Raw genomic sequence first — 13468 nt, forward strand, 5'->3', positions numbered from 1 at the left:
CGCCGCCCCAAAGCTTACCCCAGATTGACCAAGCCCCGGCATGAGTTACGCAAACAATTGCAAACTGCTTAATTGATAAGGCTTTCCGCTTTTCTTAGTGCCATTCGGATTTAACCAACCAATGAGCAACTTGATAATGAAACTCTTTCCTTTGCCTTGCAATGTGCAAATGAATTTTAGCTACCTTGTTCGCTTGTTTTTGGTAGTTCCTCGACCCCTTTGTTTTACGTGTAAGCTTTCGTTGCTGACGAGCTAATTTAGATTGTGTCTTGCGATAATACTGCGGCACTTCAATACTTTGTCCATCAGCAGTGGTTAAAAACTTTTCTAATCCGACATCTATGCCAGTAGCAGTTTTAATCTCATCAACTCTTAATGATTCAGGTACAGTTTTGTCTTCAAGAGAAAAACTAACATACCAACCATCAGATTTTTTAAGGATAGTTGCTTGTTTAATCTCAAATCCCTCTGGGATTGGTCGATGCAAAATTATCTTAACTTCACCAATCTTAGAAAGTTTGAGAATGCTAAGAGTTAAATGTGCGCCTGCCTTGGGAGAGTTGACACGCGGAAACGTGAACGAGCAGATATCACCACGCTTTTTAAACCTTGGTCGTCCTCCTTTCTTGCCGTTCTTATCGGGTATTAGCCACCGTTTCCACGCTTTATCTAGCCTCATGAGGTTTTGTTGTTGGCAGTCGGCGTATATGTCCTTATATTCGTGAAACAGTTCTTTGGTTTGCTTGAGGTCAGAAGCTTGTGTGTAGTAGTCAACTTTTGGTGGTATTTCACCAATTGGTTCACAAACCAAACTACAACGGTCAACTTGTGATCTTGTACGATTCAGCCAATCCAGTCTTTGCCCTAACGCATAGTTGTAGTGACGACGCAGTAACTCACCCCAGGTTTCAAGAGTGACAACCTGCTCTGATGTGGGGTTGAGTTTGTACTGGTAAGTTAGTAGCATATAACTATTGTACAGCATTATTCCGTACTTTTGTATGACTACTCGCATAGATATCAGACTTCCAGAGCAAGAGCTAGAAATATTAAAAACCTACTGCCAAGAACAAAATAGAACTCAAACAGAGGTAATCCGTGAATTTATTCGTAGCCTTAAAAAGAAAATCAAAAACCAATGATTTGGCAGTTACTAGGGTATCGAACCCTAGTAACTGCCTTCCTATCCCCCATTACCGCCAATCGGAGTACCGATGTGGCGGGAGTACCCCGGAGATTTAGATGGAATCGAAACCAACCAAAAAACCCTACAAGCCCAGAACATCAGAAACCGAGACAACGAAATTTCAACACGTTAAGATACTTGACTGTAACTCACTGACTGATGACTGTTAACCGTTAACCGTTAACCGTCAACCGTCAACGTGAAATCCCATCCCCTTTTAGGGGTGGGATGAGCTTAATTTAGCAATAGACCAAGAACGAACTTCACCTAAAGTTACGGGGATAATATCTTTGACATCAATTGTAAATAGATAAACCCTTTTAGCTCTGCTGCCATTGTCTGGGTCAAAAAACCTCAATTTCACATCCCAACAATCACTATCTAATCGACAAAAAGGACTCTTTTCTACTTCGATGCTATCGAGTTCCATCCCTCTCGCCACAGCCTCTGCAAAGCTAGAAGCAGCTTGAAAGGCGTTAGTAGCGGCAAAATTTAATGCTCTATCTTTAGAAGATTGTCCTAAGTTTTGTAAGTCGTAATAAACTCTTTGCAAAAAGCTAGTTAGGGATCTTCTCATTCTGATTTCATTAGTTGTGAGTTGTTGGGTACTCACAGTTTGCAAAGCTGCATCAACAAGACTATTCACCTTCCAGCCGTACATACCCCTGATGTTTGGTAGTGTAATTACGGGAATAATTTGCCCAGACAATAGCTCTACAGTTCTATTAGTTAAACGACCAGGAAAACTTACCCGTTCAATATATTCTTCACTATCTTGGGGTTGTACCTGTCCGGCTAAGATAATTTGCAAAATTTCGTAGACATCAGCCGCAAACGCACCTTTGGGGTCAATAGCATAGATTGGTGTCAATTCTTGGTTGATTGTCCAAATTAAGGATTTGGCTTCTGTGGGGTTCTGCTCTAAATAAGCTACCATCTGACGCGCATCATACGGGTTGCTGGGAACTGTTGTTCCGTCAATTTCTACACCCGACATCGGTTGTTTAAATGAGTCGCGCCGCGCTTCTGTACCAAAATCGTAGCCCAGTGTACCCAGTGCATAGACTAAGTTTGATTTAGCGCTGGGAGTAACAGCCTCCGCAGTTTGACTGACGGTGAGGGTTGCAACTGCTGTGGCTGAGATGGTTTGACCTAACCCCGTAGGAAAGGGGGGAGTAAATTCTGCGGTTGTGACTCCCCTCTCCTTGTAGGAGAGAGGTTGGGGGTGAGGTTCAACAGTTAACCTTTCCCCAGTCAATAACTCATAAGCACCAGGAATGTTTAACTTACCCAGTAAACAGCGTTCTGGTTCTTCCACTGTTTCCGGGTTACAAGGAATGGCACTATTTAAAATTGCTTGGCGCACACCTTCGGCGTTGGGTTGTTCACCTCGTTGCAATTGCAGACTCATTAACAATGCAGAAATACCTGTAACAATAGGTGCAGCGCAACTTGTTCCTTTTTGGCGGGTGGGTTCTTCTGTTCCCGGTTGTGCGCCTAAGATGTTTTCGCCGTTAGCCATCACCCCTTTATTTTGATATTCTCCGCCGTAATTACTAAATTTAAACGGCTGGCCATCGTCACGGATTGCACCAACAGTAATCACACCTGGAAGAATAGAGGGAATACACCAACATTCACCTTTATCATTGCCACCAGGGGCAACTATTAACATATTATTGTCTTGGCATTGTTTGACAGCACGGGCAAATAAATCTGGGGCTACTCCGGTTTGGGTGGGGTGACAAGCGGCGATATGGATGATATTTGCACCCCATTGCAAAGCCGTGTTAATCGCGTGGGTAAGGTTGACGGGTGAAATAAAGTTATCGTCAGCGTAAGAAATGGGAATATTTAATGCTGTACATAAAGGGGCAATACCTGGGGCGGGTGTGCCATGTTGCCCTAAGATCGTGCTAGAAATGTGCGTAGCATGACTGGATAATTCTATCCGTTGTCTAATAGCTGGGGGGAAGGGAGCAAAAAATGCTTCTCGTTCTTTTTTCGCTTCTTCTTTATCGTGGTCTGGGTCGTCTTTTTTATCTTTTTGTTGTTTGTTAAATTCTAAATATAAGTTGAGATAATAATAATATTCTTCGTTTAATTCAATATCTTCTGACCAGTAGGGTTTAAATTGGCTAAAATTTGCGCCTTGAAAACAACTGCGTTCTAAATCTGCTGCGCCGTCAAGGATAGCAATTTTAATCTGGGGGTCGCCTTTTGTGCGTGTCCAAATTTGAGAGATTCCGGGGAGATCGGTAAGGTCTGGCATGGTTTTTGTTGGTGTTATAATTAGGGGTAAAAAGTCTAAGTTTTGTTAACTCGATGCCTGCTAAAGATATTTTTCATAATGCTGTAAGGAAAGGGTTAGAAAAAGAGGGTTAGATAATTACAAATGACCCTTTGAGGATTGAGGTTGGTGATGTGGAAATGTATATTGACCTCGGTGCAGAGCAAATTTTAGCTGCTGAAAGAGCGGGAGAAAAAATAGCAGTAGAAATTAAGAGTTTTATAGGTGCTTCAAACATTTCTGAATTTCATACAGCAATTGGACAGTTTTTTAATTACCGTGTCGCTCTGGAAGAACAAGAGCCTGAGAGAGTTTTATATTTAGCTGTGCCTTTAGGAATATATAACGCTTTTTTTCAATTGCAATTTATCAAAACAGTTGTTGAGCGTTACAAACTCAAGATTATGATTTACGATCCAATTCAGGAGGTAATTGTAGCATGGAAAAACTAGAAAAATATCGAAATTATGTACAACAAGTAATGAGAGAATATACTCAGATAGGCTCAACCAAGAATGAAATTGAACAGCAATTAATTTTTGACACGGTTAACGACCATTATCAGTTGATGTATGTTGGTTGGAAAAATAGACGAAGATACCACGGTTGTGTTTTGCATTTGGATATTAAAGATAATAAAATTTGGATACAACATGATGGAACTGAAATTGGCGTAGCAGATGAGTTAGTTAAATTAGGTGTTCCTAAAGAAGATATTGTTTTAGCGTTTCATGAACCTTTAGTGAGACAATATACAGGTTTTGCTGTTGGTTGATTTTTACATAAATTTTACATCGTTATTGGCAAGAATTACATAATGGCATACAGTGATTTTACCCTCAAAAAAGTCAAGCAGACTTTTGGTATAAACACCTTATCCACTTCCTCCCGTTGATGTCATATTAGGTATTTTAGTTTGGATGGTAACTTCTGCTAACTAGATAATTGTCACCAATCAGGATGTGCAGGATTTAAGGATTTACAGGATGTCATTTAAATTGTGTAGGTTGGGTTGAGGTAAGGAAACCCAACATTTCGGTTCTTTTATTCCCAAGATATCGGTGATTTTGTGATTTAATTTTGTTGGGTTGCGCTGTTGCTTAACCCAACCTACATCTACATACTCGTGATTTTTTATTAACTCATTTGGTAATACAAATTAAAATTATCTAATGAACCAGCATTTAATTCTTTTTCCTTGAAACATATCATTGTATTTAACACATTTTTACCTCGATAAAAGCTATGAATTTTATTACCAATATCATTATGTAAATTATCTATAAACTCATTGGGATTTATTAGGTAGCCATAAATTAATCTATCCTTATTTGTTTGGGTAAAACCAATTAAAACTGAATTAAAATTATCCAAAATATTTAATGCTGGTGCAGATAAAATTTGAGATAATTTTAACTTTACATCCACTTTCTGCAATTCTTCCTTACTCATACTTGGATAAAGTTCGATTGTACTTTTTCCATTGAGATAAAAATCAAAACCTACTAACCAACTATTGTTAACATAAAGTAATCGCAAATCTTCCCTATCACCTAACAGAGATATTGCTGTTTCTAGCTTTTCTGGATAATTGTCAATCCAAAACCAAAATTTTAACCTGGAAGCAGAAAAATTTTCTCGTAAATCTACTCCAGTGACAATTTTTACAACTTTGCTAAAGTCAAAGTTATTACCCAAGAATTTATGAATTATTCGATAATCTAATTTAACATCACACCTGGTTTCAAATCTTCGGAATAAGTTAAATACTAAACTAACTTCTTCAAAAGTAAATTTGTTGGGAAAGAAGTTAAATCGAGCCGGATAAAATCTATCATGATCAATTTTGCAAGAACATTCAATTCCCCAATTTTGAGCTTGTTCTGCAAAATTTTCAAAAATATCTAAAGGATAAAAATATTCAATATCAAATGCTTGTTTGTGTTCGTTAATATAACGAATATTATGATTTATATTATTCAGATTTTGATTAGATACCATTATTATTAATTATTCCTTGAATTATGCCTAGAAAACTTCGTATTTTAAAACTCAGATATTCTTATCACATTACCACCCGTTGCAATAACCGCGAATTTAAATTATCAAGGCTTGAATGTCGGGAAGTGTTGCTGTATGCGATAAAAAAGGCTTTAAATAAATACAATTTCCAGCTTTATGCTTTGTGTATTATGTCAAATCATGTTCATTATCTGATTGCACCTAAACAGCCAGAAGAGTTACCTAAAATAATGCACTTCCTCAACTGGTACACGGCGATGTGTTTCAATTGGATGTTAAGAAGAACAGGACACTTTTGGGAGAAAAGGTATTTTTGTGATGGGTTTCCTTCTTCAGACAAAGAAAGAGGATTAAATACTTTACGCTACATTCACGCTAATCCTAAAGCTGCCAAAATGCGCCAGAGCTTTTTCTATGACTTTAGCAATTATGGCAGTTATGAACGCTTAACCGATGATGGTTTAACTCAATGGCATCCGGCTTTTTTGCGACTCGGAAACAGTTGAGAAGAATGTGCCAGGAAGTATAAAGGCTTTTGCAAAAAGTATAAACCCAAGGAGAAGACCCCAAACCAATGCCACTGGGGTAGTAAGCTGTTGGCTGGAGTTCATCTCACAAATAAGGGTTCAACCACTAACCCCAAAAAATCCAAGTCCCGTTTCTCAACACCCCCGTGCCAGGTATCGGAAAACCACGAACTGACAGAAGTTGTCCGTCAATTTATCGAGGCGAACCGTGCGCCAAGGAATGTGGAAACAGACTTTTGACCTTTTTTGAGGTGAGTGAGAGAATGGGGTGGTTTACTCCGCGTCTTCGCCTGCAAATGGAGTAAGAGGTGCGCCAGGTATCCACTGGGGTGTAACCACTCCGCTTTGGCCCTTTAAAGTAGCACTAGTTTCGCGTTCTACAGGTGCAACTTGTTGGGGGCGGATGTTTTTCTTAGTCATCATGGTGTTTTTTCCTTTGTTTTGTTGAGATCACTTCTTCGTTATGAAGAAGACTGGTTTGGTGAAGGCGTTAAATTGATGTTGAAGGGTAATTTAACGAGTTGTCATTCACCAGAAACTTTTTTTAGGTGAGAGTGTGGAAAGTCTCAAGAATAGCGATCGCCTCTGTGATAATTATGCAAATGCGATCGCTTTTCTCACCTCAAAGTGCCAGGTATCCGAAACCCCCGAACTGACAGAGGTTGTCCGTCAATTCATCGAGGCGAACCGTGCGCCAAGGGATTTGGAAACAGACTTTTGACCTATTTTGAAGTGAGTGAGAGAATGGGGTGGTTTAATCCGCGTCTTCGCCTGCAAATGGAGCTTCCGGAAAATTCCCAGGCCTAACCCATAGGGGTGTAACCACTCCGCTTTGGCCCTTTGAAGTAGCACTAGTTTCGCGTTCTACAGGTGCAACTTGTTGGGGGCGGATGTTTTTCTTAGTCATCATGGTGTTTTTTCCTTTGTTTTGTTGAGATCACTTCTTCGTTATGAAGAAGACTGTGTTGGTGAAGGCGTTAAATTTATGTTGAAGGGTAATTTAACGAGTTGTCATTCACCAGAAACTTTTTTTAGGTGAGAGTGTGGAAAGTCTCAAGAATAGCGATCGCCTCTGTGATAATTATGCAAATGCGATCGCTTTTCTCAACAACCCCGTGCCAGGTATCTGAAACCCCCGAACTGACAGAGGTTGTTCGTCAATTCATCGAGGCGAACCGTGCGCCAAGGGATGGGTCAACAGACTTTTGACCTTTCTTGAGGTGAGTGATAGAATCGGGTGACTTACTCCGCGTCGTCGCCGGCAAATGGAAATAATACACCAGAATCCCATTGGGGTGTAACCTGACTGCTTTGGTCTTTAGAACTAGCGGTGGTTTCGCGTTCAACAGGTGCAACTTGTTGGGGGCGGATGTTCTTCTTAGACATAGTGTTTTTTCCTTTGTTTGTTGGTTTAACTTCTTCGATGTGAAGAAGACTGATTTGGTGAAAGCATTCGCAGATTTGAAGGGCTTCTGGAAGAGGACTAGCAATTCACCAGAAACTTTTAGTTAGTGGAATGCTGCCGAGGTTTAATTGTGTTATGGAAGGCGATCGCTCTTATTTTGAGGTGAGTCATAAAATGAAGTGACATACTCATAAAGCTTGATAGGTATTGCGATAATTTCTATAAATGCGACCACACACAGGTCTGAGTTTGATGAGAACAAGGGAAACACTCTGTTAAAGGCGATAAGCTTTGTACTGTATTACCGCAACTGATTATGACGTTTTTGTGCGGCTTGCAAAACTTATATTAGTGCTTACAATACATGGAATAACCAGCAACTACAAGTACCGTTAGATATTTATTCCTGATATTTTTTTTCTTAGTGTTATTTTGATTACTAACTTACTAAGACGTTTATAGATAAGGAATTAAATAATCAACTAGTAATCTCTTAACGGTATTCTCGTGTATAACATATTCTTATGTATATTAATTTACGTAAAAATTAGTTGATTAACTTAGCAGATATACAGCTATTATCTACATCAGTGTTCCCAGTAGTTGCAAATAAGTTCGATAAGAAATATAGAAAAAACTACTCTTATCGAAATAATTAAGGATTTAAATAGATAAACAACAGTTTTAGATGCTAAAATCCGAGTTAAACGCAAAATTAGAACAACTATGGGCTTTAACACAGGGTGATTCAAAAATATGTGTAGCGGTACTGGATGGATTAGTAGATCAATCTCATCCATGTTTGAATGAAGCAAATTTGACGCGGTTACAAACACTTATCCAAGGTGAAGCTACTGAGAAGGGCAGTATGTCTGCACATGGTACTCACGTAGCCAGTGTGATATTTGGTCAACATAACTCCCCTGTAGAGGGTATTGCTCCTCAGTGTAAAGGTTTAATCGTCCCTGTTTTTGGCGATTATAGTAGTAGAATTTCCCAACTAGACCTGTCCCGCGCCATTGAACAAGCTGTTAATGCTGGGGCGCATATTATCAACATCAGTGCCGGACAACTCACCGATAATGGTGAATCAGAAGCCTGGCTAGATAAGGCTGTGCAACTATGCAAAGACAAAAATGTTTTAATCGTGGCGGCGGCTGGTAACGATGGTTGTGAATGCTTCCATGTCCCCGCATCCTTGCCAACGGTCTTAGCTGTAGGGGCAATGGATGAACAAGGTAAACCTGTAGACTTTAGTAATTGGGGTGAAAAATATCAAAACCAAGGTATTCTTGCACCAGGGTCAAATATCTTAGGTGCAAAGCCAGGAGGAGGTACACAAAAACTCAGTGGTACTAGCTTTGCCGCACCTATTGTCTCAGGAGTTGCTGCATTACTGCTAAGTCTGCAAATCCAGCGTGGAGAAAAACCTGACCCCCACAAAGTCAGAACAGCCTTATTAGAAACTGCCATCCCTTGCACACCAAACGACACCGATGATGTAAGTCGTTGTTTGTTAGGCAAGCTGAATATTTCCGGTGCATTGCAATATCTCATAGGAGGAACTGTGTCCGAAGAATTAGAAACCCTAGAAACCGTTGATAGTGTTGAAGCCTCTGGTTGCGGCTGTGGTGGAACAGACATCAGCCAAGAACCAGCCAACCCTGAAGAATTGACCCCATCAGAAGCATCTGAAACTTTTACCCCTACACCTGTAGCTAACACCGCACCCATCACCACTGCAACTATACCCACCACCAGACCAACTGCTATGTCAAATCGTGTATCTAACTACGTCACAGCTAGCCAAGCACCCAGCGAATTAGCTCAATCTACCTTAGTCTATGCTTTAGGAACACTCGGCTATGACTTTGGTAGTGAAGCCAGACGCGACTCCTTTAAGCAACTAATGCCGGGAATTGAAATTGATAGCACAACAGTCCCCGCCAACCCCTACGATGCGCGGCAGATGGTGGACTATTTAGGTGCAAATCTTTCCGAAGCTAAATCTTTAATTTGGACATTGAACCTAGAATTAACCCCCGTCTATGCAATTGAACCAGTCGGAGGTTTTGCTAGAGATGCCTATGCAGTTTTACAAGAACTATTATCAGGACAGATACAAGCAGAAGATAGCACCGACTATGTAGAGCGAGTTAGTATTCCTGGTGTATTATCAGGACGCAGTATCAAACTCTTTTCTGGGCAAGTCGTACCAGTTATTGAAGTCTACAATATCCGAGGACTCTATGGTTGGAAGGTAAATAACCTAGTCAACGCAGCTATTCAAACAGTCCAAAGCACAGCTACAGACGCACAAGAAGAAGCTATTCGCCGCACCCTTACCAGCTTCCTCAGCCGCATCTATTACGACTTACGCAACTTAGGTACAACTTCCCAAGATAGGGCATTGAACTTTGCCGCTACCAACGCTTTCCAAGCCGCTTCTACTTTCGCTACAGCAGTAGCAGAAGGTATGGAATTAGATAGTATTACCGTTGAAAAAAGTCCCTTCTGTAGATTAGATAGTGATTGTTGGGATGTCAAATTGAAATTCTTCGATCCTGAAAATAGCCGCCGTGCAAAAAAAGTTTACCGCTTTACAATTGATGTAAGTGATTTAATTCCGGTAACTTTAGGCGAAGTCCGTTCTTGGTCTTCACCATATTAATCAATGAAGGAGACAGGGGAACGGCCGGAACACAGAATCAATTTACCCAGTCCGCCATCCCCAGTCCGCCATCCCCAGTCCCTCGTTCCAGGTATATACAAAATGAGATTACCAGTGCTTTCTATACCAGTTAAAAGACCTGATATTATTTATCCCCATAGATCCGTTGATGTAATTCACGGTGAAGTCGAAGATTTAGTAAAAATCCGGATGAAGTTATTGCATGGTGCGAACTATAATGATCCACCGGCATTTCAACAAAGAAGTTATCAGCAATTTAAAACTTCTGGTTACTGCGGCTGTCGCCACATTTAGATTTAGGTTTGGTTAAGCTGTGTTTAACCAAACCCTTGATTTTTCTTTGTGATGAGTAAATCCTAACCATAAATAACTGATAAATTCATCCTCAATATTTGATAATGGAGGGAGAAATCTTTGCAGTATGTGCTTACATTTGATGGACAAGACGACTATATTAATTTAGGGAAAAGACAGGAATTTAAAATTCAGCAAAAAATAACTTTAGAAGCATGGATTTATTGCCAAAAACAACGGCGACGAACAGGAATTATTTCTAATGTTTTTGACACAACTGCCACTGAGAGTGGTTATGGTCTGCTTCTGGATGGCAAAAGTGGTGTTTTCTTTGCCCTAAAAACTGTATCAAAGAAAATTCAATATTTTGGCAACAAAATTAATTCTTTACGCCTGAATCAATGGCACCATATCGCTGCTACCTATGATGGTCAAAAAATAAAATTTTATATTGATGCTGTAGAAATAGCAGGAAAATCATTTTCTGATGCCGAGATTAATTACGAACCTGAAAATGATTTATTGATTGGGACTTACAAGGACAATAATGAAACTTATCCGTTTTGTGGCAAAATTGCGGAAGTTCGTCTTTGGCAAGTGGCTCGTACCCAATCGGAAATTCAAGATAATATGCACCGTAGTTTAGTCGGTGATGAATTAGGATTAGTGGGTTATTGGCCTTTGAATGAAGGTCATAGCAATATAGCCTATGATAAAAGTAATAATGCCAATAACGGCACAATTTACGGTGCTAATTGGGTACAGTTAGAAGTCCCAATTATTCATAGTCAAGCTCAAAATCAATTAGGAGTTGTCAATAATATGTCTAAAGAAAAGAAAACTACAGCTAACTCAAATCCAGCAGAACCAAAAACTTCTCAAAATGCTGCAAAAGCTGAGGAGGTTAAAAACCATCTTTTGGCTACTGGTTTAGAAGATTATGGATTTTGGTGGCAGCAAATGGCTAAAGATAAAGCCCAGCAATCTGAAACGGATAAGCCTTTTCGTCGTGGTCGAATTTGGGCTTAGGAATTTCGGCGTTGCTGATTAGTGGGATGATTTTTGTCGGGCTTACGCCCCGCTTCGCTAACACGCAAAGGCGCAAAGACGCAAAGAATCGATATTCTGCTTTGTACAAAAGTCTCAATTCATCCCGCATTTATGCAACGCCGGAATTTCCAGATAAAAAAATATCCAAAATCTAGGGTGCGTCAGCGCCAGAAAACCTAGCTGTACCAAGCAATTATTCATACTGACGCACCCTACTAACTAAAAATATTATGTTTGTCAGTAGAACAAATTAACTGTTGAAACCTAACTCAAGGTGAATCAGTTGGTTTTTGAGTGCTGGGATTGCGAATTGCCTACACCTATCCCCTCACCTGGGCAACCTTAGAAGATATCGTCAAAATGAATGAGCTGCATATTGAGTTGATACACCAGTTATTTGCCCAATCAGAAAAAATCAATCTACCCCTGTGGTTGCAGGGCGGATGGGCGATTGATGCGAAATTACATCGGATTACACGGGAACATGAAGATATTGATATTGCCTATCCGGGCGATCGCCACGCTGAATTTCTCTGGTTGTTGCACACTTTCGGCTGTGTTATCACCGAGCAAACCTCTTATGGTTTTTTGGCTCAGTTGCAGGGTATTCTTCTCGACTGTGAACCGTGTGTTCGTATTGCAGACGACTACGAGTTAGAGGGACTGCCCCCAGGAACCTGCCCACTAGAACCCACTGGCAGTCTTGGCGGCCAGTTAGTACGATGCACAAGTTGGGAAGCTATTCTCTGGGATTACTTCTACTATATAGAAGAGGTTCCACAAAGTGAATGGCGACCAAAAGACTTTCGCAGTTTTGCTCTAGCTAAAGAGTCATTTGGCGAGGCCGCAACACACAATTTGCATGAGCAATTTAAGTATCTATATTAAGATAAAATAATTGCTAGTAGCTTACTAAACTTATTTTTTCAAACAATTTTAAATGATTGCCCAAAAATCTTTAATATCACCTCCACAATTTCAATAAACTTGGCAATTGATACATATCCTCAAAGACCAATTTTGCTCCTGCGGCAATCAAAGAATCGTGATGTGAACTATTTCCCTGATGACTTTGTGGAGCATAACCAAATACAAGCATCTGGGCAGCAGATGCCGCTTGCACACCTGTTACGGAGTCCTCAATTACCAAACAATTTTCTGGAGCCTTTTCCATCTGCTGCGCGGCATACAAATATACATCAGGATAGGGCTTAGGGCGTTTAACATCATAAGCACTATATAGCTTGCCATCGAATTGATGGAATAATTCTGTTAATTTTAAAACGAATTGAATATGCCGATGACTACTATTTGATGCCACACATTTTGGTAACGTTATCTGTTCTAATACTGTAGCAATCCCTTCTGTTGCTTGAAGTTCTTGTTGGAATGCAATCATTTCCCTTTCTTTACACAGCTCAATTAATTCGGCAGGAACCGTTCTTTCATAAGTTTTCTCTAGAATGCTTATACAAGTTACCAATGATTTTCCTATGAATTTCTGAGTAACTTCTTCATGGGTTATTGGGAAGCCAGCTTCGGTTAAAGTTTTGGCAAAAATCCGATTAATAATTGGTTCACTATTTACTAATACTCCATCACAGTCAAAAATTATTAATTCTAAGTTTTCCATAGCTTAACTATTATTTAATTCTTTTTAATTTATAAAAAATATAAATTATTCATATTTTTAATCATTACATAACATACTGTTACGGACATTTATTCTATTATTTGAATATAATTACTAATCATCAAAACAAACACAGGAATTTATTTACTATGCAGGATGAAATATAGGACTCCTATTTGATTTCTGAACGGGTTTTTATATAAAAGACTTGTTGGATACAGATTAAAGTCTCAGTATATTTTCAAAATTCAAACCGGATTCCTATAGCGTTTACCAGTCTAATGAAGTACATTATTTAAAATAAAGATAGTGTAGATACTCAAGGGTAAAAATGAAACCATATTCCCTAGACTTTCGCCAAAAAATATT

Annotated in this window: 17 protein-coding genes; 10 read left to right on the plus strand and 7 right to left on the minus strand. The window is 39.6% G+C overall.

Annotated elements, in window-relative coordinates:
* Nucleotides 1–94 precede the first annotated feature (94 nt).
* Entirely contained in the window at nt 95–967 is an 873-nt protein-coding gene (locus tag H6G14_RS30980; protein ID WP_242054197.1) for an RNA-guided endonuclease InsQ/TnpB family protein, read from the minus strand.
* A 34-nt stretch (nt 968–1001) separates the two neighbouring features.
* Between H6G14_RS30980 and H6G14_RS30985 the strand changes: the two genes are divergently transcribed.
* A complete protein-coding gene (locus H6G14_RS30985; protein ID WP_190572568.1) occupies nt 1002–1142 on the plus strand; it encodes a ribbon-helix-helix protein, CopG family in 141 nt (46 codons plus the stop codon).
* A 261-nt stretch (nt 1143–1403) separates the two neighbouring features.
* Here the strand turns inward: H6G14_RS30985 and H6G14_RS30990 are convergent, their stop codons facing one another.
* On the minus strand, nt 1404–3458 hold the full coding sequence (locus H6G14_RS30990) for a S8 family peptidase (protein ID WP_190572570.1): 2055 nt from the start codon (nt 3456–3458) through the stop codon (nt 1404–1406).
* Between the two features lie 113 nt (nt 3459–3571).
* Between H6G14_RS30990 and H6G14_RS30995 the strand changes: the two genes are divergently transcribed.
* Together H6G14_RS30995 and H6G14_RS31000 are read left to right on the plus strand one after the other, a co-directional pair.
* A complete protein-coding gene (locus tag H6G14_RS30995; RefSeq protein ID WP_338421243.1) occupies nt 3572–3928 on the plus strand; it encodes a XisH family protein in 357 nt (118 codons plus the stop codon).
* Complete coding sequence (locus H6G14_RS31000) at nt 3916–4251, plus strand: XisI protein (protein WP_190572572.1); 336 nt, start codon at nt 3916–3918, stop codon at nt 4249–4251. Before H6G14_RS30995 ends, H6G14_RS31000 begins: the two co-directional genes overlap by 13 nt.
* Nucleotides 4252–4613: 362 nt before the next feature.
* On the opposite strand, the gene H6G14_RS31005 is transcribed toward H6G14_RS31000, so the two are convergent.
* Nucleotides 4614–5477: a LynF/TruF/PatF family peptide O-prenyltransferase gene (locus H6G14_RS31005; protein WP_190572574.1), complete on the minus strand. Its 864-nt coding sequence runs from the start codon at nt 5475–5477 to the stop codon at nt 4614–4616.
* 23 nt (nt 5478–5500) lie between these two features.
* Here H6G14_RS31005 and H6G14_RS31010 point away from each other — a divergent pair, with 23 nt between their 5' ends.
* Nucleotides 5501–6004: a transposase gene (locus tag H6G14_RS31010; protein ID WP_242054200.1), complete on the plus strand. Its 504-nt coding sequence runs from the start codon at nt 5501–5503 to the stop codon at nt 6002–6004.
* Between the two features lie 294 nt (nt 6005–6298).
* On the opposite strand, the gene H6G14_RS31015 is transcribed toward H6G14_RS31010, so the two are convergent.
* On the minus strand, nt 6299–6448 hold the full coding sequence (locus H6G14_RS31015; protein WP_190572575.1) for an anacyclamide/piricyclamide family prenylated cyclic peptide: 150 nt from the start codon (nt 6446–6448) through the stop codon (nt 6299–6301).
* A 133-nt stretch (nt 6449–6581) separates the two neighbouring features.
* On the opposite strand from H6G14_RS31015, the gene H6G14_RS31020 reads away from it, so the two are divergent.
* Complete coding sequence (locus H6G14_RS31020; RefSeq protein WP_190572577.1) at nt 6582–6746, plus strand: hypothetical protein; 165 nt, start codon at nt 6582–6584, stop codon at nt 6744–6746.
* Between the two features lie 33 nt (nt 6747–6779).
* On the opposite strand, the gene H6G14_RS31025 is transcribed toward H6G14_RS31020, so the two are convergent.
* Nucleotides 6780–6935, minus strand: a complete 156-nt coding sequence (locus H6G14_RS31025) for an anacyclamide/piricyclamide family prenylated cyclic peptide (protein WP_190572579.1) — start codon at nt 6933–6935, stop codon at nt 6780–6782.
* A gap of 131 nt (nt 6936–7066) precedes the next feature.
* Here H6G14_RS31025 and H6G14_RS31030 point away from each other — a divergent pair, with 131 nt between their 5' ends.
* Nucleotides 7067–7234: a hypothetical protein gene (locus H6G14_RS31030; protein WP_190572581.1), complete on the plus strand. Its 168-nt coding sequence runs from the start codon at nt 7067–7069 to the stop codon at nt 7232–7234.
* Nucleotides 7235–7267: 33 nt separating this feature from the next.
* Here the strand turns inward: H6G14_RS31030 and H6G14_RS31035 are convergent, their stop codons facing one another.
* A complete protein-coding gene (locus H6G14_RS31035) occupies nt 7268–7411 on the minus strand; it encodes an anacyclamide/piricyclamide family prenylated cyclic peptide (RefSeq protein WP_190572583.1) in 144 nt (47 codons plus the stop codon).
* A gap of 707 nt (nt 7412–8118) precedes the next feature.
* Between H6G14_RS31035 and H6G14_RS31040 the strand changes: the two genes are divergently transcribed.
* The 4 genes from H6G14_RS31040 (at nt 8119) to H6G14_RS31055 (ending at nt 12354) form a co-directional block, all read left to right on the plus strand.
* The gene (locus tag H6G14_RS31040) at nt 8119–10101 is read left to right on the plus strand and encodes a S8 family peptidase (RefSeq protein WP_190572584.1); all 1983 of its coding nucleotides are present in this window, start codon (nt 8119–8121) and stop codon (nt 10099–10101) included.
* Nucleotides 10102–10104: 3 nt separating this feature from the next.
* Complete coding sequence (locus H6G14_RS31045; RefSeq protein WP_242054206.1) at nt 10105–10416, plus strand: cyanobactin biosynthesis system PatB/AcyB/McaB family protein; 312 nt, start codon at nt 10105–10107, stop codon at nt 10414–10416.
* A gap of 129 nt (nt 10417–10545) precedes the next feature.
* Entirely contained in the window at nt 10546–11445 is a 900-nt protein-coding gene (locus tag H6G14_RS31050) for a LamG-like jellyroll fold domain-containing protein (RefSeq protein ID WP_338421244.1), read from the plus strand.
* Nucleotides 11446–11760: 315 nt separating this feature from the next.
* Nucleotides 11761–12354 carry a nucleotidyltransferase domain-containing protein gene (locus H6G14_RS31055; RefSeq protein ID WP_338421242.1) on the plus strand — a complete coding sequence of 198 codons (594 nt, stop codon included), beginning with the start codon at nt 11761–11763 and terminating at the stop codon, nt 12352–12354.
* A gap of 76 nt (nt 12355–12430) precedes the next feature.
* Here the strand turns inward: H6G14_RS31055 and H6G14_RS31060 are convergent, their stop codons facing one another.
* Nucleotides 12431–13099 (minus strand): HAD family hydrolase, encoded by a 669-nt coding sequence (locus tag H6G14_RS31060; protein WP_190572588.1) that lies wholly within the window; start codon nt 13097–13099, stop codon nt 12431–12433.
* Nucleotides 13100–13468 lie beyond the last annotated feature (369 nt).

Source organism: Nostoc parmelioides FACHB-3921 (genome assembly GCF_014696625.1).
Taxonomy (GTDB): domain Bacteria; phylum Cyanobacteriota; class Cyanobacteriia; order Cyanobacteriales; family Nostocaceae; genus Trichormus; species Trichormus parmelioides.

What these genes read in the sequence shown, in the direction of transcription:
- H6G14_RS30985 (WP_190572568.1), top strand. Translation starts at nt 1,002, where the DNA reads ATGACTACTCGCATAGATATCAGACTTCCAGAGCAAGAGCTAGAAATA.
- H6G14_RS31010 (WP_242054200.1), top strand. Translation starts at nt 5,501, where the DNA reads ATGCCTAGAAAACTTCGTATTTTAAAACTCAGATATTCTTATCACATT.
- H6G14_RS31005 (WP_190572574.1), bottom strand. Translation starts at nt 5,477, where the DNA reads ATGGTATCTAATCAAAATCTGAATAATATAAATCATAATATTCGTTAT.
- H6G14_RS31040 (WP_190572584.1), top strand. Translation starts at nt 8,119, where the DNA reads ATGCTAAAATCCGAGTTAAACGCAAAATTAGAACAACTATGGGCTTTA.
- H6G14_RS31025 (WP_190572579.1), bottom strand. Translation starts at nt 6,935, where the DNA reads ATGATGACTAAGAAAAACATCCGCCCCCAACAAGTTGCACCTGTAGAA.
- H6G14_RS31015 (WP_190572575.1), bottom strand. Translation starts at nt 6,448, where the DNA reads ATGATGACTAAGAAAAACATCCGCCCCCAACAAGTTGCACCTGTAGAA.
- H6G14_RS31000 (WP_190572572.1), top strand. Translation starts at nt 3,916, where the DNA reads ATGGAAAAACTAGAAAAATATCGAAATTATGTACAACAAGTAATGAGA.
- H6G14_RS30990 (WP_190572570.1), bottom strand. Translation starts at nt 3,458, where the DNA reads ATGCCAGACCTTACCGATCTCCCCGGAATCTCTCAAATTTGGACACGC.
- H6G14_RS31045 (WP_242054206.1), top strand. Translation starts at nt 10,105, where the DNA reads ATGAAGGAGACAGGGGAACGGCCGGAACACAGAATCAATTTACCCAGT.
- H6G14_RS30980 (WP_242054197.1), bottom strand. Translation starts at nt 967, where the DNA reads ATGCTACTAACTTACCAGTACAAACTCAACCCCACATCAGAGCAGGTT.
- H6G14_RS31060 (WP_190572588.1), bottom strand. Translation starts at nt 13,099, where the DNA reads ATGGAAAACTTAGAATTAATAATTTTTGACTGTGATGGAGTATTAGTA.
- H6G14_RS31035 (WP_190572583.1), bottom strand. Translation starts at nt 7,411, where the DNA reads ATGTCTAAGAAGAACATCCGCCCCCAACAAGTTGCACCTGTTGAACGC.